Annotated in this window: 12 protein-coding genes; all 12 read left to right on the top strand. The window is 44.9% G+C overall.

What is annotated here, in order from left to right; all coding sequences use genetic code 11:
* The first annotated feature begins 44 nt into the window (after nt 1-44).
* The 12 genes from BLS49_RS17555 (at nt 45) to BLS49_RS17495 (ending at nt 22733) form a co-directional block, all read left to right on the top strand.
* Nucleotides 45-6500, top strand: a complete 6456-nt coding sequence (locus BLS49_RS17555) for an Ig-like domain-containing protein (RefSeq protein WP_175471459.1) — start codon at nt 45-47, stop codon at nt 6498-6500.
* Between the two features lie 311 nt (nt 6501-6811).
* Entirely contained in the window at nt 6812-7246 is a 435-nt protein-coding gene (locus BLS49_RS17545) for a MarR family winged helix-turn-helix transcriptional regulator (RefSeq protein ID WP_091233622.1), read from the top strand.
* Between the two features lie 18 nt (nt 7247-7264).
* The gene (locus BLS49_RS17540; RefSeq protein ID WP_091233620.1) at nt 7265-8890 is read left to right on the top strand and encodes an MDR family MFS transporter; all 1626 of its coding nucleotides are present in this window, start codon (nt 7265-7267) and stop codon (nt 8888-8890) included.
* Nucleotides 8891-9502: 612 nt separating this feature from the next.
* On the top strand, nt 9503-10435 hold the full coding sequence (rbsK, locus tag BLS49_RS17535) for a ribokinase (RefSeq protein WP_091233617.1): 933 nt from the start codon (nt 9503-9505) through the stop codon (nt 10433-10435).
* 219 nt (nt 10436-10654) lie between these two features.
* Complete coding sequence (locus BLS49_RS17530; protein WP_091233616.1) at nt 10655-11029, top strand: Na-translocating system protein MpsC family protein; 375 nt, start codon at nt 10655-10657, stop codon at nt 11027-11029.
* Between the two features lie 149 nt (nt 11030-11178).
* Nucleotides 11179-11958: an ABC transporter ATP-binding protein gene (locus tag BLS49_RS17525; RefSeq protein ID WP_091233612.1), complete on the top strand. Its 780-nt coding sequence runs from the start codon at nt 11179-11181 to the stop codon at nt 11956-11958.
* Nucleotides 11959-11997: 39 nt separating this feature from the next.
* Entirely contained in the window at nt 11998-12879 is an 882-nt protein-coding gene (locus tag BLS49_RS17520; protein WP_091233609.1) for an ABC transporter permease, read from the top strand.
* A 22-nt stretch (nt 12880-12901) separates the two neighbouring features.
* Nucleotides 12902-13948, top strand: coding sequence for an ABC transporter substrate-binding protein (locus tag BLS49_RS17515; RefSeq protein WP_091233607.1), 1047 nt, complete (start codon nt 12902-12904; stop codon nt 13946-13948).
* A 30-nt stretch (nt 13949-13978) separates the two neighbouring features.
* Nucleotides 13979-14617, top strand: coding sequence for a cysteine hydrolase family protein (locus tag BLS49_RS17510; protein WP_091233604.1), 639 nt, complete (start codon nt 13979-13981; stop codon nt 14615-14617).
* An 18-nt stretch (nt 14618-14635) separates the two neighbouring features.
* Complete coding sequence (locus tag BLS49_RS17505) at nt 14636-16063, top strand: MFS transporter (RefSeq protein WP_091233599.1); 1428 nt, start codon at nt 14636-14638, stop codon at nt 16061-16063.
* A gap of 650 nt (nt 16064-16713) precedes the next feature.
* Nucleotides 16714-21468, top strand: a complete 4755-nt coding sequence (locus BLS49_RS17500) for a non-ribosomal peptide synthetase (protein ID WP_175471458.1) — start codon at nt 16714-16716, stop codon at nt 21466-21468.
* On the top strand, nt 21465-22733 hold the full coding sequence (locus tag BLS49_RS17495; RefSeq protein ID WP_091233591.1) for an MFS transporter: 1269 nt from the start codon (nt 21465-21467) through the stop codon (nt 22731-22733). The genes BLS49_RS17500 and BLS49_RS17495 overlap by 4 nt, the downstream gene beginning before the upstream one ends.
* Nucleotide 22734: the final 1 nt, after the last annotated feature.

Below are 22734 nucleotides of genomic sequence, written 5' to 3'. Positions count from 1 at the left end.
CCTATAGTATAAATAACATCTAGATGGGGAGGATTGTCTTAACAATGAAACGAATGAAAAAAGTAGTTTCAATGGTGCTTAGCAGCACTTTGCTGTTCAGCTCGCTGGCTATTTGGGGACCAACCAGTCGAACCGCTCAGGCAAGCAGTTTAAGTCTTCTGGAAAACTCAAGCTTTGAGATTAATGGAAGCGCTAACAGCATTCCGGAGGGATGGAAGGTAATAAATAATGGAGGGTCTGTGAGTACGCAGAGCGGTGGAAGCCAAGGAGATTTTTCCGCTGTAGTAAAGGGGACCAACGCCGGGAACTTTGATAGTCCAGCCGCGGGTTTGTATCAGGATTTAAGCAACTTGGAGCAAGGAACATACACTCTGATTGCCAATGTACGTACAAGTTCACCAAACTCATCATCACAGGCAGCATATTTGGAAACTAAAAATACGGGCAGCCCTGCGATGCGGTCTTATATCAACCAGATTGCTAATGCAGATGGCTGGACTCAGGTCGTAATCCGAAATGTATTGGTCTATAACGGTCAAGCTACGATTGGTCTTTATGTCAATCAAGCGGGTATGAACGTTGAAATTGATGATGTACAGTTTTATATGGAGTTTTCAGACAACAATCCGCTTCAAAACTGGGGCTTTGAATCAGGTACTGCGGATTTCTGGACCACCACCGGTGACACTGCAATCATCACAGATCAAGTTGATGCAGGTCAATACGCTATAAAAATGAACACGGGCTCTAGGATTGCACAGACCGTTACGGTCAAGCCGAACACAGACTACATTGTAACAACACGAGCTAAAGTGGACAATGAAGCCGACCGGATTCGGATCGGAGTATCAGGTATAAGCGAATCCAATACAGCACCTTTGGCTACCACTGATTATTCGCTGCTGTCACTTGCTTTCCGTACAGGAGCCGGCGAGACGTCAGCAACAATTTATGTGGAGCGTAATTCGGAAGGAAATGGCTATGGGTATGCGGACAGTATCGATCTTTTTGAGATGGATAACACGGTTGTCAAGGGAGTAGACGTCTCCTTTTTAAATGTGGTAGAGCAATATGGTGGCGTTTACAAGGCAAATAATGTCGAGCAGGATTTCTTCGACATTATGCGAAATCGTGGTGTTAATGCGGTTACGTCTATGTTTTTTGTAGAAGCCGGTAATTACATATACGATGAGAAGGTATGGAACGACTATCAAAATGGTAAACGTGAAGATCTTCCAAAGATTAGCGTGAACATGAATTACCAGAACGATCTCGCTTATTTGGGCACAGGAGTATCGACACCATTACAGATGATTCCAGGCTTTTTCGGTAAGGAACAGGCTCTCGACATTGGCAAACGTGCCAAAGAGCATCATATGAAATTTGAAGTCTCTTTTCACTACAGTGACAACTGGATGAGTGCAGCTAAGGCTTATAAGCCATTGGCATGGTTTAATCAAAGCATGGATCAATTGCAGACTTCAATGTACAACTACACGTATGATTTTATCAAAACATTAGCTGACGCAGGAGTAGCTCCTGACTCTGTTAAATTGGGCAATGAGCAAAATGGTGGGATCGTATGGCCTGAAGGAAAGATTTATTCTACGAATAGAGAAGGCTTTGCCAAGCTGGTCAACGCTTCTTATCAGGCTATGAAGGATGCATCTCCAACTACGCAAGGATTTTTCCACTTAAATAATGGCTATCAGCCGGAAACCTCTAATGATTGGTATACCAAAAACCTGAACAACGGTATGAAGTGGGATGGAGAAGCTTATTCTTTGTACGGCGGCCGTGATAGTGGCAATATATATTCCATGATGAGCAACAATTTCGACAAATGGAAAGGTAAAGACGTTATTTTTTCTGAGACAGGTTATTCTTTCACGAGAGATGATAAAGACCCTACCAAGAATGGTTCTGCATTATATGTTCCTTTTTACGAAACCTCACAACGAGGACAATACAACTGGTTGATTGAGTATATGCAGACGATTCGCGATGTACCCAATCCAAATAACGCTGAAGTAGGTTTTTTCTATTGGGCGGCGGAATGGATTACCAAAGGGAAGGGGCATAGCGAATGGTATAGCCCATGGATTCCTGGAGGAAGTACAACCGAATACGGAAATACAGTAGATAACCGTACTTTGTTTACGTATGACGGACATGCGTCTGATGGTACTTATGCCTACTTGTGGCGGGGAAAAGCAGTGTCCAAGCCGCTAGGCGGAAAAATTTCGCATAATCCGATCTCGGCAAGCTATGAGGTTAAGCCAACAGCGGTGTCAGGCTTGGCATTGCCTGGTGGAGATTTGACTCTGATTGCTGGCAACAGCGACAAGATGATTCCTGAGGTTGCTCCAGCGGGTCAATTTGCGTATACCAATGTGGAATGGACCTCCAGTGACCCATCGATCGCAAAGGTGAGTCATTCCGGAATTGTTACTGCCGTTCAGGCAGGTCAGGCGACTATTACAGCTACAACGGTAGATGGAGGTTTTACAGCTTCGCGCAATGTCATTGTAACCGCTCCAGTACTGGCTGATTCTATACAAGTAACACAGCCTGTAATCAGTGCCGATCAGCAAGTAATAGGCAATGTAGGAGATCAAATCAAGATTAATGCACAAATAACAAATAGTGCTACTGATAATCGTTTGATTTACAAATCCTCTAATCCTGAAGTAGCCAGCTTCCTCGGGGAAGCTGTGGAAACCAGCAATCCGGGGACGTTAATCCAACAGCGTGGCATCACGAATGACGTTACATTGATAGTGCACAATAAAGGAGAATCCGATATCACGATTACGTCTGCAGACGGTCATGCAGTGTATCAATTTAAGCTGAATGCAACAAAGATAGACGTTTCGAGCGTTGAGATTGATTCCGAGCAATTTGAGCTTTCTATTGGCCGTACCAAGCAGTTAGGAGCAAAGGTCCTTCCTGACAATGCTTCGTTCCCGGAGGTACAGTGGACTTCCAGCGACGAAGCTATCGCAAAGGTCAATGATAAAGGAGTAGTAACAGGCGTTGCAGCAGGCACAGCGACCATTACAGCAGCGGCTGATAAAGGTGCTGTTCATGATACAGTAGAAGTAACTATAGTTCCGGTAAAAGTTGAAGCTATTACACTGGAATCACAGCTTATTAGAATGCGAGCGGGTGCGACTCATACCGAGAAAGCCACAGTTACACCGGAGGATGCTTTAAATAAATCGCTGCTCTGGTCTTCCAGTAACGATAATGTATTTACGGTTAGTGATGGTGTTCTGACTGCTGTTGCTGACGGGTCGGCAACATTGACGGTGACATCTGCGGATGGCGGTGCTAGTGCATCTGTAGAGGTTGTCGTTGCAGATAGTCTTCCGGTTGCGGGAATCGTACTCAATAAAACCGAACTCAGCCTTGTTGCAGGTCAATACGAGCAGCTTCAAGCCAATCTGCAGCCAGCGGCTCCCGACAATCCGAATGTCACTTGGACATCTTCAGATGAGAGCATCGCATCCGTAACACAAGACGGTTATGTTGTGGCTAAAAAAGCAGGGGAAACAACGATCACAGTAACTACACAAGACGGAGGATTCACAGCCCAGGCACAGGTGCAGGTTTCTGACGAATTGCAGAAAAACAAGGTGACAGGGACAAGCAACATGTACGCTAAAAATCCTCCGCAGGATGCGATAGACGGTAATCGGAGTACGGCATGGTCTCCAGGTTCGCCTGCTGCAGGCAGAACGTATACATGGTGGGTTGATTTAGGTCAAATGGCAGAAATCAATCAGATTAATATGGAGTTCTGGGGAAAACAGAAGTACAGCATCGAGGTATCGGATGACGGTAAAACGTACACTGCGATTGTGAATCACTCTACCGTATTCAGCGATGATGTAAAAGTTACTGATGCTTTGCCGTCTGGAACAAAAGCGCAATTTATTCGTGTCGCCATGCATGAAACTAAGCAAGAGGGCAAAACAGTATGGCCTGGTATTGCTGAATTTACAGCAAAAGGCAGCTTCGTAACTAAAGCAGAATCTGTTGAAATAAGCAATGCTCCGGCTAAAGTGGTCACAACGGATTCAGTTGAGCTTACAGCAGGAATCAAGCCTTCGTTTGTAAATGAGGATATCGTGTGGACGTCCAGCGATCCAACTGTTGCAGAGATAATCAGCAATGGAAGTCAGGCTACGGTGGTAACAAAGGAATATGGCGGTGTTGACGGTGAGATTAAGCCGATAACCATTACTGCTACGACTGCTAGCGGTTTAACAAAGTCAGTCAGTATAGGTATTAAAACACCTGTCATTGTAGAAGGAATTTCATTGTACCGCAAAGACAGTGTTCATATCCCGGAAAATGGTATTGTCTCATTGGTAAATCAGGACACACTAGAGTTGGGAGTTTCTGTCTTCCAGGCTGATGCCGATCATCGACCAATCTATTGGGAATCCGATGCACCTGAAATTGCTTCAGTAGACCGTGATACTGGTGTAATTACAGCACATCAACCAGGACAAGCAAAAATAACAGTGTATGTTGATTCATATAAAAACTTATCCGTCGGATATTTGTTCGAGCAAAGCCTGACAGTGAGTGTAGTGGATCAGTTGTCCATTCCTGCTGCACCGAAGCAGGTTCAGGGAATAGCTTATGGAAAGTCGATACATTTATCTTGGGAGCCTGTGATTGAAGCGGCGGGATATAACATTTACAGAAGTAATGAAAATGGGGACTTTGTTCTTCTAAATGATACACCAGTAACAGAGCCTGCATATCAGGATTTAGGCTTACTGCCTGAGACTGCTTACTCGTATCAGGTAACAGCAGTGAATAGTGCCGGGGAATCGGCTCCATCTCAGGCTGTTAATGTTACGACTGAATCTGAAGACATTGTTCCGGGAGCACCTCAAGGAATCACCGCGGTATCATTGAGCAGCAGCTCGATAACCTTGAACTGGAATATAACGCCTGGTGCCGTGACATATGCTGTATATCGCGCAAACAGCATGGACGATGAATTCGTGAAGATCAATCTGACAGACATTCCTGATACTCATTATGAGGATACGAATCTAGCACACGATACAATTTATTTCTATAAGCTTCGTTCGTTGAATGAAGCAGGGTTGTCTGATTGGTCCGAAGCCGTCAGAGCTAAAACTCAAGCAAGCAAACCTGACCCCGGAACAGATCCGGGTACAGACCCGGGAACGAACCCAGGAACAAATCCAGGAACAAATCCAGGAACAAATCCAGGAACAAACCCAGGGACGAACAGCCCTTCATCGAGTAGCGGCAGTTCCAGTCAAGAACAGGGCAGCAATACTACTACGACACTAAAAGATGGACATGTCGCAGTAAATGCTGGAGTTGACAAGAATGGTGCAGTGAATGCTCAGCTTTCTGTGAAGGATTTGGAGCAGGCAATAAAATCTAACAACAATCAGACCTTGGTTATTGAAGTGGCAGCAAAGCAAGGTGAGGCACAAAATATTAATCTATCTATTCCAGTTGGCCCACTTCAAGATGCTTCTGTGAATATTAAAGAGGTTCTGCTTCAGGCGAGCGGAGTTACTCTGAAGCTGGATAATGACAAGCTGCAGGATGCCTTGTCCGGTGCTAAAGGTCAATTAGAGTTTAGCTTGAGCATCACTCCTGCGCAAGGAACTGCGAGCACATCTGAAATTCAAAGTGCATTGAACGGTAAAACGGCATATCGATTTGAAATTAGCCTTGATGGCAAGAAGTTGGCAAATTCTGAGGCTGCTCAAATGTCGACAATATTGCTGCCATATGCTTTGAGCAATGGCGAAATGGCTCATCAGGTCGTTGTTTACCATATTACTTCTGAAGGTAAGCTAGAACTCGTGAAGAAGGCGAAATATGATGCTAACAATGGTGTAGTAGCCTTCACACCAAATCAAGAAGGAGCTTATGTTGCATTAAACGCACCTATTTCCTTTAATGATCTTGGAAAAGCAGAATGGGCTAGAAATGTTATTGAATCGTTGGCATCCAGAGAGATTGTCAAAGGTACGGGTGAAGGATTGTTTAACCCGAATCAAGCGATTACTCGCGCGCAATTTGTTCATATGCTTATAAGCGCTTTAGATTTGAAAGGAACGAATAACGGCAGCGATTTCACAGATATACCTCAGGACTCATGGTATGTTGCTTCAGTTTCTATCGCGAAGCAATTGGGAATCGTTACGGGAAGAAGCGATGGTAAATTCGACGGAAACGCTACAATTACTAGAGAAGAGATGGCTGTCTTGGTATACCGTGCCGCGATGGCTGCAAAATTGCTAGATGATGTAGCGATCGGCAAGACAGGCTTTACAGATGAAGCAGCATTTTCCGGATATGCAAAAGATGCTATCCATTCAATGAATGACAAAGGAATCATTCAAGGTGTTGGCAATGGTCAATTCCAGCCAAAAGGACTCGCAACCCGAGCTCAAGCGGCGAAAGTTATTTACGAGATATTGAATCTATAAGCAATTTTAAAGGCTGCCCAGTGGGCGGCCTTTTTTTGTGTTTTCTCTGGCTGGTGAAAGTCCGGTCACGGGAATGACCAATCCCGATCTAGCTGGAATACCTGCGAAAGGCGAAATGGTATGCGAAGTGAATATGGGTTGCATAGCCTTTAAAGTCCACTTGACTAGTGGATTTGATAAGTATATATTAATAAATACTTTAATAATTAACAACTAATTATTTAAGATATTTAAATAAATAGCGAATTGCATTAGCCATTGAGGAAATTAACAAGTAATACGATCAGGCTACTGCTTGAGGAGGTAGAAGATTGGTCAAGGAAGAGGCGTTATTTGAGGTAGCTTCGATGTTTCGCAGTCTACTGAAAGGTATTTCACATGAATGGAATAAGAAGGGGGATAGTAAGGTAAGTTTTCCGCAATTTAAAATGCTGCACTACCTTAAGAAGCAGGGTCCGCTTAAAGTGTCTGAGGTAGCAGACGCACTTGGCATAACATCGGCGGCAGTGACAGGGATTACGGATAAATTGTTGGCAGAGGGCTATGTTTCCAGAGAGCGTGCGGAGAACGATCGTAGAGTTGTTATCATAACGGTTACCGAACAAGGAGAAGCCGTTATTGAACAGATCTTGGAGAGTCAGAAAGAGACGATTCAAATGATTTTTAGCAAGCTGGAAGAAGAGGATATCCTTCATTTGAGACGTGTTTTTTCAACAATTCTTAAAAATATAGAAAACAACGAGTAAAGGAAATGGAGAGAAATTATGGAGCATTTATCACAAAAACGCAAAATGACAATCATGATTGCTATTATGGTTGCCATGTTCTTTGCAGCGATTAATCAGACCATAGTAAGTACGGCAATGCCGAGAATTATTTCAATCCTTAATGGGATGGAATACTATACTTGGACGATTAATATTTACTTACTGACTTCAACAATCGCAACCGTACTGGTCGGCAAGCTGTCTGATATATTTGGACGGAAACCATTCCTATTAATAGGTATTTTATTGTTTATGGTCGGGGCCTTTTTGACGGGTACTTCGAATGATGTATTTCAATTTATTACTTATCGCGGTATTCAAGGTATTGGTGCCGGTATTATTCAATCGACAGCATTTACAGCTGTAGGTGACCTTTTCTCACCACGTGAACGGGGTAAATGGATGGGCTTTATGAGTGCGATCTTTGGTTTCTCCAGCGTACTTGGTCCGACACTTGGTGGTTATTTGGTAGATCATCTTGATTGGCATTGGCTGTTCTGGATTTTCCTGCCGCTTGGTATTGTTGCATTTGTTATGATTATGATGCTATTCCCTAAAGTGGAACGTAAACCGGGGGAAAGCATTGACTACTTGGGTTCATTGTTAATGACGACAACGATCGTACCTCTTCTATTAGCATTTTCTTGGGCAGGTACGCAATATGCTTGGGGTTCAGCGCAAATTCTCGGACTTCTGGCCGGAACGCTTGTATCAGCGATTATTTTCGTCCTGGTTGAACTAAAAGCATCAAATCCAATTCTTCCGATGCATTTATTTAAAAATGGAATAGTAACTATTTCTAACTTGATCGGCTTTATCATGAACTTCGGTATGATGGGCGCTATGATCTATATTTCATTTTTTGTTCAGGGTGTGCTTGGCATTTCTCCAACCTATGCAGGTTATGTGACGATGCCAATGTCCATTTTTATGGTGGTTACAAGTGCATTCGTTGGTCAAATTATTTCTAAAAAAGGCAAGTACAAACGTTATGCTATTATCGGGGTTCCGATCATGATTATAGGTATGGCCATGATGGTATTTATGAATGACATCTGGTTGGCAGTATTGAGCATGTGCGTGTTTGGCGTAGGATTGGGACTTGGCATGCCGGTATTCTCATTAGCTACACAAAATGCAGTGCCACATAAGGAGCTTGGCGTCGTTACAGCATCCTCGCAATTGTTCCGAAATTTAGGGGGGACGATTGGTATTGCGGTGATGGGTACAGTAATGGCCAACAGTCTCAGTAAAAACCTGAAAGAAGCTATGCAGTCTCCCGATGCTCCGAATTTAAGTAACATAGATCCAACTGTTGCGAAACAAATAGCTGCCTTTGCGAATCCGCAGACATTAATGAACAAGCCGTTGATTGAGCAGACACAAGCTAGTTTGCCAACAGAAATACAGCCTGTCTTTGAACAATTGATTGCGAGCATGCGAGATATCCTTGGCACCACGTTATCTCACGTATTCTTGACAGGTACTCTTGTGCTTGTGGTTGCATTTGTGCTCGTGTTTTTCCTGAAGGAGATTCCTCTCCGTACAACAAATCAGGAGTCAGCAAAAAGTGCACAATCTCACGGAGAAGCCAAGTTGGCAACATCCGGGGTTGAAGAATAAAAAGGATTGAGTTCCACAAAAACAAACCCGAAAGATGGACGCTTTTATGAAGTTGTCGGGCTTTCGGGTTTTTCATTTGCGTATTTTGATATCCGGATGTGAAGCGAATTGTATGGCGCTATAACAGTAAGCAACAGCCTGAAATATGCAGGAATTTTCTCTCGAGATTGCTGCTTCAGAGCATTTTCTTGATAAAAACCTGTCATTTTATACGAAAATAAAGAGTATGCCACAAGTAATCGTGATTAGGCTCGTGTCGTGTTAAACAGAAGCATCATGGGCTCCAATTGGGCGTTTTCAGCCTATCTCAGCACTTCGGTAGCAATAAAGGAAAAAGGTTCCCCTATTCCATCAGGATTCGCTCAAGATCATAAAATAAAGGAACTTCATTCCTCTATTTTAGTGCTAAACGCTAATTTTTCGTATTTTAGGGCAATTTCAGTAAGGATAAAGGAAAATATTTCCTCTATTTTCTTTAAAATCATCTCATTTTCGAAAATAAAGGAAATTTTTCCCTCTACTGTGTTCGATCTGCAATCCTCACGTTAAGCTGATAGCCAGTAATTCGACGTTAACTTTGAATCCGAAATTTTAAGAAAGGGACGTGTGGACATGAACAAACCAAGAGTGGTCGTTATAGGCAGCTTGAATATGGATATCGTGGTTGAAACGGAGCGATCCCCGCAGGTAGGAGAAACGTTGCTTGGAGAACGAATCAGGTTCATCCCTGGTGGAAAAGGGGCGAATCAGGCAGTTGCAGCGTCACGTCTTGGGGCAGAGACGGCGATGATCGGAGCGGTTGGTGACGATGCCTTCGGTCAGGAACTGCTAAATGCCCTGCGAGATGATGGCGTCGATGTAACAGGCGTAAATTGTATTTCGAATATGACAACAGGTGTGGCTTCAATCTATGTTACAGAAGGTGACAACAGCATTGTTGTTGTTCCCGGTGCGAATTACAAGGTAATGCCGGATGATATCGATAAGAACGAAGATAAGCTGAAGCAGGCGGATATCGTTCTTCTGCAACTTGAAATTCCGGTAGATACCGTGCTGCACGCTGCAAGAAAAGCTAAATCACTAGGTAAGATAGTTGTTCTCAATCCCGCACCAGCTCAACCATTACCGAATGAAATATTTAGCTATGTTGACTACATTACGCCAAACCGCTCAGAGCTAAGCCGATATACGGGAATAGATGCGGAGGGTGAATCGTTGGAGACAGCTATGCAACGCATGAAAAAAATGGGAGCAAACCATGTCGTTACAACGCTTGGGGCGAGCGGTTCTGCTTACTTGAGTGATGATGGCAAGGTTCGCATGATATCAGGATATAAAGTACCCACCGTTGATACGACGGGAGCAGGTGATTGCTATAACGCAGGTTTGGCAATAGCTGTAACTCAGGGTAAAAGCTTGGATAAGGCGGTTGATTATGCCGGTCTCGTCTCCGCGCTGGCTGTAACGAAGTTTGGTGCTCAGGCGGGAATGCCTGCGGAGGCAGATGTGCAGTGTTTTGCGGCTGAACAGCGTAACAAGAATTGACCTAGCTCTTAAAGAGGTGTACCACCAAATGTATAATTCGATTCTGTGTCATATATATGTTATATATTTCTTATAATCTATGGTTTTGTGTTATTATTATTTACATAAATATATTGACAAGCCTATGTTTTAGCATATAATAAAACACAAGATTAAAGTTTTTACACGTCACACCCATTTCTGTGATAGGTTACTTAACATAATGAGAGGGTGTGTTGCATGGTAATGAATGCAGGCGAATTGAAACAGGAAATTTTGAGGATTTACAACGCGATAAATAAGCAAATTTTTAACGTGGGTGTAAAACAGCAAAAGGTGGATTTCGTCGGAAACAAGATTTTGATTATGTCGTTGAATGGGCGGGTTCCGGTACTGAAGCTGCTGGATGAGGATTATCCTTCTTCTACAAGGCAGCTCGATTATCTCCTGTTTCAGATTTTCAAACGGGAGCTTAAAGCGGAGTTCGAACGTAAATTTCAATTAAATATTGTCGCTGTACTCAAAGATTACGATGCCGAGACCGAATTTTCCGGTACGATCGTGGTTTTGGATCGCGATGTGGAGCATTATCTGAAGGAATCGCTGGAACTCTAGTATAGAGAGCTGGTTAATCGTCAGTTTGGCCCTTGAACGTATCGTAACGATGCGTCTACAGGACTGAGCTGACGATTTTTTATATCCAAAAAAGATTTATCACTTAACGAATACTTTTTAAACTTGCAATTAAAAGGAGGATGCAGTCGATGCAGCATAAAATTGAAATTTCCGGGGTTAGCAAATGGTTTCGCAGAAACGGTCAAGAGATTCCGGCCATGCAAGAGACGAGCCTGACGATTGAGGAGGGAAGGTTCGTCAGCATTATCGGTCCCAGTGGCTGCGGGAAATCGACTTTGTTCAATATTATTGCTGGACTTGTACCCCCTTCAACGGGAGAGGTTATTGCAGACGGCCAAAATATTGTAGGTAAAACGGGGTATGTTGGCTACATGCTGCAAAAGGATATGCTTCTCCCTTGGCGTACAATTCTGGATAATATCATCCTAGGCATGGAGGTGCGGGGAGTTCCGCGCAAGGAAGCAGTAGAACGGGCCTTACCTTTGATAGAAAAATACGGACTTAAAGGCTTTGATAAGCATTATCCGAAGGAGCTGTCCGGTGGCATGCGGCAGCGTGCGGCGTTGCTGCGAACACTGCTGTATGATCGCGACATCATTTTGCTGGATGAGCCTTTTGGGGCCCTAGATGCACAGACGAGATTGACCATGCAGAATTGGCTGCTGCAAATCTGGACTGATTTCGGGAAAACGGTGCTGTTTGTTACTCATGATATCGATGAAGCTATTTATCTGTCAGATGATATTTATGTGTTTTCATCACGTCCTGGACGGGTGAAGACAAAAATTACAGTAACGATGGAACGTCCGCGGAAAACAGAGGATATGACCTCGCCTGATTTTATGGAGCTGAAGCATCTTTTGATGGACCAGCTATCCGCAGGGCATGAGGAAGAACAGGCGATTTAATGGATTGGCATTCAGATATTACTAGGAGGGGATTTGTTTATGGAAACTGTACGGAAGTCAGCATTTGTTATTCATCCATTGACTGTGGAGTCGGCGCAAGCAGCAAAAACAAAAAAGTCGGAGTCAGCTCCGCTGATCCATGATGAGGAGGCTGTAAATCGGAAAAGAGCTCGCTTGATTAGTTGGGGTAGATTCGCTGTGGCTGTACTGCTGTTTGTCATCTGGGAGATATTTACCCGCATCGGATTGCTTGATCCTTATTACTGGAGCAGTCCAAGCGCTATTCTTCAAACTACCTGGCTTCAAATCAATGAGGGGACTTTGCTTGGGGATATCGCATATACGTCGGGCTCCACTATACTCGGTTTTGTGTTTGGCACATTACTCGGAGCGCTGCTTGGGCTATCCTTTTGGTGGTCGAAAAGTTATGCAGGCATCAGTGAGCCATATCTGATCATTCTTAATGCCATGCCGAAGCTTGCTCTCGCACCTGTATTGGTTATTTTGCTGGGGATCGGTTTTTTCTCCAAGGTGGCATTGGCCTTTTCTATGACGGTCGTAGTTTCAGCCTTGTCTGCTTATAGCGGGGTTAAAAGTGTTGATCCGGACATGGAAAAGCTGATGTATTCGCTTGGTGCCAAAAGGATGCAAGTGTTCACTAAGGTCGTCATTCCATGGTCGATGCCATGGATCATCAGCAGCTTACGGATCAACATCGCACTGGCCCTCGCAGGTGCTATTGTTGGTGAATTTATAGCATCAAGTCAAGGAGTCGGACGAATGATTATGTATGCGGGCACGATTTTGGATATCAATCTCGTCTGGGTAGGTGTCGTTGTCTTGTCTGTGCTTTCCATGGTGATGTACTGGGGGGTAGTTCTGATAGAAAAATGGTTGTCCAAAGGATTAGGAGTACGATAATTTTTGTGGAGGAGAATTGTGTATGAAAAAAAGAATGGCATTGCAACTCATGTTATCCCTAGGTCTTGTTGGCGGCTTGCTCGTCGGCTGTGGCAATAAGCAGGAGACTGCAGGGACGGCGGACGCAGCGGCGAATGGCGGGAAGCTTAAGAAAATCGTCATAGCCGAGCCGGTTCACTCTACAGGATATTTGCCACTGTATTTGGCTCAGCGTGAGGGTTATTTTGAGAAACAAGGGCTGGAAGTGGAGGTTATTCAAGCTACAGGCGGTGCTCACGTGACTGCGGTTGTCAGCGGTGATGCATGGGGTGTAATCGGTGGAACGGACTCGAATGCGCTTGCTAATAACAAAAGCTCTGATCCGATTGTCTCGGTAGTAAATGTGGTGAATCGCGCCAATGTATATTTGGTAGCTAAAAAGGGACTTGAACCGAAAAGTATGTCATATGAGGACCTTAAGGAGTTTTTTAGAGGTAAAAAAATCAACGCGGGACGTCATGGTGGAACTCCGAACCTGCTGACACGATATTTGCTAATTAATCTGGGATTAGACCCAGAGAAGGATGTTACTTTGCTAGAGCCGTCTGACGCCTCGACCGTGGTTACGATGGTGGAACAAGGGGCAGCGGATATTGGCAACGGAGCTGAACCGCTCATCAGTGAGGGTATTACGAAGGGGGTATGGGGAGAGCCTTTTTACAAATTTCATGAATTCGGTGATTTCTCTTATTCCGTACTTAGTGTGAAGAAGTCGACGATAGAGAAGGACCCTGAGACGGTGCAAAAGTTTACGGATGCGATCATTGAGGCGCTTAAAACGGTCCAAAATGATAAGGAGCTAGCTATGAAAAATATGAAGGCAGAATTCCCAACAATGTCTGAGAACGCAGTCCAGGCTTCCTTGGATCGGGCTTATGAGGATAATTTGTGGAGCGTAGATGGTTCTATTAGTGAGGATGCAGTAAAACAGGATATGGATATGCTGATCAAAACCGGTATTTATACAGGGAATTATTCTTACGATCAACTGGTTGACATGCAATTTGTAAATCACTCCAATAAACAATGACTTACAAAAACTACTACGAGGTGAATGTCGGTGAATAATCTAGAGCGCAAATTGCTTAACAATAATTCGGCGGTTTTGGTAGTGGATGTTCAAAATGATTATTGCCATCCTGATGGAGCGATGGCTATGGTAGGGAATGATGTGAGTGGCGTGAGCGGTATGATGCCTAATTTGCATCGACTGCTGGCTGCAGCAAGAGAGCATAAAGTACCGATCATTTTCGTACAGACTTTTCATGAGGAGGCGACTGATTCAGAGGCTTGGAAAACCCGTTCATCCGGTAAGTCGGGGAAAGTATGCCGCGTTGGAAGCTGGGGGGCGAATTTTTTTGAAATTGCTCCCGAGCCAGGCGAAATCATAATTAACAAACATCGCTACAGTGCATTTATCAACACTAGACTTGATTCAGTGCTGCGCAGCCAGAAAATCGAAACATTGATCGTCGCGGGAGTCAGTACGAATGTATGTGTAGAGTCTACGGCAAGAGATGCTTTTATGCTGGATTACCATGTTGTATTGCTTAGTGATGCCTGCGCTTCCTATTCGCGTCAGGCTCATGAGATGACCATTGAAAATATTGCAGGTTATTTCGGCGAGGTGACGGATGCCATAAGCATTGTGTCTTTGTGGGAGCGAGAGCTTGGGATTCCTATGGGAAATATACTGTAGAAGCTGGTGAAATTTAAGATGAATAACAAAACCCGTGCGTTGGTTCAATACATCATCTGTACAGGGGCGTTTCTATCTAACTTGTCTGCGGGTATGTTCAATATTGCCTTGGTAGACATAGCACGGGATTACGAGGTGCCGATCGCCTTGGCGCAATGGGTTGTGACTGCATATCTGCTTGTAATTTCTGTGCTGCTGCCGATCATGGGAAGACTAGGAGACACCTTTGGCCGACGAACGGTGCATAATATCGGTTATTTCAGCTTTGCGCTGGGTGCGCTGTGCTGTGCTTTTGCACCTTCACTCGGCTGGCTGATCGCTTTTCGGGTTCTGCAAGCAATTGGGGCTTCCATGTATCAAGCAACCAATATGGCGCTGATCGTCTCGGTGTTTCCGCCCGAGAAACGGGGGAAGGCACTGGGTCTGATCAGTACATTTGTGGCTGCAGGCTCCATGGTGGGTCCAAGTCTCGGTGGCCTGCTGATCCAATGGTTTTCTTGGAGAACGAACTTTTGGCTATTAGCTGGAATCGCGGCTATTGCCTGGGTGTCCGCTCAGCGTCTCATACCGAAGGATAAGCCAGAGGCCTCACGTTATATCGATGTTGCTGGTGCTGCGTTATTCGCTGCTTCACTGACTGGTTTGGTTACTGCTGTCAATCTGGGCTCCTTGTGGGGGTGGCAATCCCCCGCAGTAATTTTGCTCCTGCTGCTTTTTGCATCCAGTGCGGCAGGGTTTGCTGCTTGGTGTCTCTCTTCCAGATGGAATGGGGAACATACGGCGGGAATGCGCCCTGCACCGTTTATTGAACTGAAGCTATTTATTGATGCGGGAATGAATACTGGAATTTTGATTACCGTAGTTACTTATATGGCGGCTTTCTCGTCCCAGCTTGTTTTGCCGGTATTTCTTCGCGGCGAGATGGGGATTTCTCCGGCGATGGCTGGATTTATTATGATGGGGTATCCTCTTGCGTTAATCATTGTATCGCCTATTTTTGGAAGCTGGTCGGACAGGCTGGGTTCCGTTCCGTTATTGGCAACGGGATTATTAATGATGGGCGGTGTGCTGGCGGCTCTAGGTTTTCTGAATCCGTCTTATCCGCTTTTTCTGTTGATTGTGCTAATTGTGCTGCTTGGTGTTTCCATGGGCATGGTGACGTCGCCTAATAACAGCCTTGTGATGGGAAGGGTGGAAAGTGAGCATCTCGGTCTGATTAGCAGTCTACTCGCTCTTTCGCGTAATCTTGGTATGATGTTCGGTACGGCGGCAGGCGGCGCTTTGCTTGTAGGTGGAACGGGAGGGGGAGTGAGCGCTAGTTTGGTTGGCTTTCGTGCTGTATTCATTATTTGCTTGACCTTGGTTGTGTTCTCTTTGGTTCTCCTTCTACTTACAGTTCGTTTTACGAAACAACGCTACCGCCATGAGGAAACAATGTCATCTTAACGATTTGTAAAATAAAAGAGGGTTGCATGCTCAGGAATGCATCTCTCTTTTTATTTTGATCACTAATCTGTTTTCATTTATCCCCGTCAGGTGACTCGAAAATCTTGCCATCCCTTAAACCTCGGGAATCAACCATTAATTCTTATACTAGGTAAAAATTCCCAAACAACAGCATCTGCCAAATGGCTTATACAGTGAGGAAATCAACTGAAATATATAGCATAAATGAATTATCATGCTTCTCGTTTTTCCAATCATCTTGGAATATAGTGAATTAGAAAGCTATATTTGTCTAGAAAATCGTAGTTTGACTACAAGACTATGGTAATAGAATTAGAGAAATCAATTGAACTAAACGTAGTTGGTTTAGTTATAAAGTCCTGTCATAAACGGTTGAATATGGGACTTTTTTAGAATAAAATACCATATTTTCTTATGAACAAATGATCATTGACTATAGTCATGAGCCAAAATATACTGAAACTAGAAACTGATGAATGTATATACATTATTTGTATGACTATATTGTCTCTATAATGCAAACGTTTGCGCGTGATTTGAGGCATTCCCTAACGAAAGGGTGGAAAGCTGCTTTTTTGCTCCTTTTTGTCAAACCATGTATTTATATGATTTATGTTAGGGGGACATTAATGAAAAATTTTTTAGAACGAGATATAGCTGGAGAGTCCAGACAGTATTGGATGGATCTTTTGTCCTTACCATGGGAGCAGGTAGAGCTGCCGTCACCTTATCCGAAGCAGTCGCAATTTACCCTGAAGGAGACTTCATTTGCGATTGAGGAGGAGACAGCGCTTCGTCTGTTGCAAATGGGGAAATCGAGTTCAATGTCGGTCTTTGTCTTGCTCTTAGCTTCTTTTCAATGCATGCTTCACAAATACAACGATCATGAAGATATAGTACTATCTCTCCCTATCCTTCCATCAAACGATGCTCAAACTAACGATTGTATAATAAACCGAATTTCGATTCACAAAGGAATGACGTTCCAGGATTTGCTAATGCAATCCCGCGATATGTTGACCCACGGATACATGCATCAACACTACCCTCTCACACATGTTGCAAGCTTGCTTGGCAAGAACGGAGAAAATCCTTGGCCTGTACCTATTCTGTTCGCAATGGAACAGCTTCATGGCGAACAGGAAAGCTTGCGAGCACTCCTATTGAAATATCAGCCTAATCTGACCGTAACCATTGCTCGAGATGATCCACAAATCCAGCTTAATGTTGCATATAATGCCGAGCAGTATTCGGCTGGGCTTATCGAAGCGTATTTCACAGCTTATTCGTACCTGCTAAGACAGATTGTCCAAAATAGCAAATTGAACATCGACGAGCTTCAGCTCCTGAGCACAGAAGAACGCAATAGATTGCTATACACTTTTAACAATACAGATAGACAGTATGATGAATCGCAGATGCTGCACCGTCTTTTTGAAGAATCCGCTAAACGGGTACCGGATCGGGTCGCGATTATTCATGACAGAGGCAGCTCTACATACGCAGAGTTGGATAGTAGATCGAATCGGCTGGGCAGACTGCTGCAAAATAGAGGCGTTGTTCCCGGCGATCATGTTGCAGTGGTGGTTGATCGATCGGAAGAGATGATAACTGCCGTATTGGCCGTGCTTAAGGCAGGCGGTGCTTACGTTCCGATGGAACCGTCCTTGCCGCGATCCAGGGTCGAACACATTGTAAAGAGCTTGAATATTCGCCATATCATTACGAAGCAGGTCTTCATCCCTCATCTATCCGAGATGATTTGGAAACTTCCTTGCTTGCAGGAAATTTATGTGGTGGATGCAATGAAAGAGCATTTATCGTCAGAAGCAATCGATGTCCAAGCGGTCAGTGAATTATGGGATCACTTCTCGTCAACAGGTGTGGACCGGGTGACTCGCGGAGGATTCTACAGCAGCTACAATGGTGAACCATTCTCTGAAGAGGAGGTTGAGGAATATGTGCAGCGTGTCGTAGGGCTGGCTATACCGCATCTTCATTCGGCTTCGAGAGTGCTCGAGATCGGTTGTGGCTCAGGGCTAATTGCATTCGAATTAGCAGAGATTGCTGGTGAGGTTGTCGGAATGGACCCCTCCGAATCGACCCTTGCACTCAACCGGGAACAGGCAGAACGGCTCGGTTTGAACAACACGACTTTTCTGAATGGATTTGCGCATGAACTGACGGAGAAGGTGGTCGAAGGTGAGTTCGATCTCATTTTGCTTGCGAGTACGGCGCATTTTTTCCCGGGTTATGTATATACGCAGGACGTCATCCGGCAATGCCTGAACATGCTTCGACAAGGCGGCGTATTGATCCTGGCGGATTTGCCTGATCTCATGCAGAAGGAACGATTCCGCGAATCCCTGGAAGAACATCGCCGTGATCATGGCATTTGTGAACGACAACGTACAAATATAGACACAGAGCTATATTTTAATGAGTCATTTTTCCGGTATGTGATGGATTGTAACGAGCATCTGGTATCTTTCGAGCTAGTCCGGCGAAATCCGCAGAAAATTGTCAACGAACTACGGTTCCGAATGGATGTCATTCTGTATAAGCAGAGCATAGTGACTGAGACGGAATTAAATAGAAATCCTTCCTCTCTTACGGAAGAACCCGATAAGCGGTTTTGGTCCGCACACCATATTGGCTTAATGGATGAAGAGCCTGTCCGCAGCACGGTTACTTCCGATGATCGGGCTTATGTAATATTCACTTCAGGCTCGACTGGAGTGCCAAAAGGTGTTGTAGTACAGCATCGACCTGTCATCAATCTGATCGATTGGGTAAACCGCACATACCGTATTTCGGAACAGGATCGTGTTCTGTTCATTACTTCGCTTAGCTTTGATTTGTCTGTATATGATATTTTTGGTTTGCTTGCAGCCGGAGGTTCGATACGAGTGGTTGGAGAAACTGACGTCCGCCGAGGGGATAGACTTCTGAGGATGCTGGAGGAGGAAGATATTACACTCTGGGATTCCGCTCCAGCAGCACTACAACTGCTTACACCGCTGCTGGAAGATGAGCATTTTTCATTGACTCATAGCAGCTTAAGGTTGATTTTTCTGAGCGGAGATTGGATACCGCTAAATCTTCCAAACGTGTTGCAGCGCTTCTTTCCGGGCGTAGAAGTGATTGGACTCGGAGGAGCAACGGAGGCGACGGTATGGTCGAATTATTTTCCGATTGAAGAAGTGAAGCTGGAATGGGTCAGTATTCCTTACGGACGTCCGATTCAGAATGCTCGATATTATGTTTTGGATTCTCGTCTTTCTCCATGTCCAGTTCATGTCCCGGGAGAGTTATATATCGGTGGTGATTGCTTGGCATCGGGATATACGAACGCATCACTGACCGAAGAAAGATTCATTCAAGATCACTTTGTTCACACTGCAGGCGCTAAGATGTACCGGACCGGAGACAGGGCGAGGTGGATGCCAGATGGCAACATCGAGTTTCTGGGCAGACTTGATCATCAAGTCAAGATTCGAGGCTATCGCGTGGAAATAGCGGAAATTCAAGCTAAAATGCTGAAGCACCCGGCGATCAGGGAAACGATCGTAACAGATTATTTGGGACAAGACGGACAAAAGCAATTATGTGCATATTATGTTACCTCACAGGCAGCCTTGCGGACAGATGATTTAAGAGACTATTTGGCTGGATTTCTGCCAAGTTACATGGTTCCTTCGTATTTTGTTAGCTTGGAATGCATGCCATTAACGGAGAACGGCAAAGTAAATCGCCGATTGCTGCCTGAACCAGTACAAGATGGACGAGGCCAGAAATCGTATATTGCTCCGCGAGATGAAAAGGAGGAGACGATTGCTGCGATATGGTCGGAGTTGATCGGTGTTGAACAAATCGGTATTAGAGACAACTTCTTTCATATGGGTGGCAATTCCATGCATATCATCGGGATGCATATGAAGCTTTCGGAGCATGGTTACAAGGTATCCACATCTGATCTGTTTAAGTACCAAACGATTGAAACCCTTGCCGAGGTTATCGCACTTGCAGACGAAGACAGAGAACCGGCTAAGATATCGGCTGGGCAGTTACCAATTCATCCCAATGTCATATACAGTCTTTCTTTTGAAAATGACCCTTATAAGCATCGATTTGGTGTGAAAAAGTGGATACAGCTTCCTGTTCGGCTCGCTCCCGAGACGGTGCGGGACTCCTTGCGGATTTTAATGAATCGCCATGATGCTCTTCTGCTAAGGTACAGGCAGACTGAGAACGGATGGGTGCAGACGATAGTATCTCCAGAAGACGAGGTTCCTGTTGAATGGAGTGATGTCAGCGGTTTGGATGTTGATGATCGTGAAAAACTGATGTCCAGTCTGATTGAGAACTTGGAGGAGAATGTAAGCCTGAAACGAGGATCGTTGTTTTACTTCCATTTATTCGACTGCGGTGAGTGGAGCGAGATCGCCTATTTTATGCATCACTTTACGAATGACCTGCATTCAATGTCCGTATTTGAGCAGGAATTTGCCATGCTGATTCAACAGCAGACTGAAGGAAGTCCTATTAAGCTTCCGGCTGCTACATCAACGTTTAAGGAATTTTGCGAGGCTATGCTTCGTTATGTGCAGAGCGAGGCGTGCTTAAAGCAAATCGATTATTGGAAGTCTCCAGTAGCAAGGGACTACGAAATTCCTAGGGATCGAGACGGGCAATGTGTGGGCTGGTCTTACGAAGAAGTCGTTCATAGCTGCGATTTTTCCGAGGGAGTGCAATTGCTGGGGCATATAGGCAGAGCAGGACTGCAAATGAACGATATTCTAACTACGGCATTCCTTCGGATGTATTACCGATGGAGCGGCAAGCCAACGCTTGTATTGAATGTGTTTGAAGACGGCAGGTGTTTGTATGAGAAACACTTGGATTTATCCCGCACGATGGGTTGGATGGCAACGATGATCCCGGTTAAATTCGAAATCGATCCCAATGCATCGATTCTGGAACAATTGTTGCAAGTCAAGGAGCAATATACCAACCATCCTCATGACAACAGTTATTGGCTGCTCCGTTATTATCATCCGGACCCGATTATCCGGCATCAAATCGCGAGCATGCCTGAACCGCAGATCAATTTCAATTTCAGAGGAATGAATTCGGTTGATATCAGCCAAGACAACAGCATTGTAAGTAAGAAAGTTCCTTATCCAGATGTAAGTGCGTTCTATAGTGACTTAGTCCGTAATAATTTCTTGCTATTTAACTGCGCGATTGAAAGCAATCGTTTGACCTTTGATTGGAATTATAGTACTGAAGTGCACACGGCTGCCACCATCGATCGATTGACGGAGATGTTCCTAACGGAGCTCCAGCATATCGTTCATGCCATTGAGGAGCGTGTTCAATGAACTCCGATACACTGGCAGCTACTCAATCACAGAAAGACGTCATTCAATCACTTTCAAAACCGCTTTTGCACAACAGGACATTTTTGTGGATCTATGCGGGAAGTACATTATCGATTATTGGCGAGGGCTTCCACTCCATCGTGATCGGCTACTGGGTGTTATCGACAACAGGCAGTGCTAAGGCGATGATGACGATCATGCTCATTCAAATGATAACCAGCTTCGTCCTTGGAAGTATTGCAGGTACTTTCGCTGATCGCTATAATCGCCGGATGATCATGCTTAGTATGGATATTCTCCGGGCGCTGCTGATAGCTGGAGTAGCCGTTGTCGTAACTTATGGTGGCGTCGAGGTGTGGTGGCTGCTTGTCGGACTGCTCGCGATGATTGGTGCGGCCTCTCAATTTCATAATCCCGCTTTTGCCTCGTCGCTGGTTTATATCGTAGGAAAGGACCACATCCAGCGTGCAACGGGTTTAATGCAAATTACGGATACACTGGCGCGTCTTGTCGGGTTGTCGCTCGGGGGGGCCGCAGCGGCCATTTTTGGAGGACCTGCATCGGTGATAGGGGTTAGCGTTGCCTTCGGTATCTCGGCTTGTTGTGTGCTACTGTCCGGTTCCTTTCCAAGCCCAGAGCGGTTGGAGGAGGAAAAGAAGGGCTTCTGGACGGATTTCAAGCATGGGCTTTCGTATATCCAGAAACATTCCATTGCCCGTTCGGTTTCAATCCTTTTGCCCTCGATTATGGTGTTTTTTGTAGCTTCGATGATGGTATTTCAAGTGCTAGCCGTGACGATTTGGCGAGCAACCCCATGGCAATTTGGCATGCTGGAGGCGATCATTCCAATTGGATATGCCTCAGGCGCGGGCCTTGTCTCACTTATGGGCAGGAAACTTGCTAGCCGTGGAATGTGGGTAAGTCTGGCGATGCTGCTGGCTGGGCCCAATTTAATGCTTCTTGCTACCATTCACCATGTTTATTTTGCAATTCCCTTTGTTTTTCTTATTGGATTTATTCTCGCTATCGGCACAGTGATCGTTACGGTAATGCTACGAACAGAAGTGGACGGCGAATATCAGGGAAGGGTGTTCGGGACGATTGGATCGCTCTCCAGTCTCGCTACTCCTTTCGGAATTATTCTGTCAGGCGTTTTCTCTGATCTATATGGCGCTGACCTTGTACTGCTGATCAATGGAGCGGCATTAACGCTAGTTGCAGCGTTATGTGTGTATTTCTTGAAGGCATTGCGTAAGTACGATTGAT

The organism is Fontibacillus panacisegetis, from assembly GCF_900102215.1.
Taxonomy (GTDB): Bacteria; Bacillota; Bacilli; order Paenibacillales; family Paenibacillaceae; genus Fontibacillus; species Fontibacillus panacisegetis.
The sequence above is the reverse complement of the archived record's forward strand: the minus strand, read 5'-3'. Positions and strand labels throughout refer to the sequence as shown.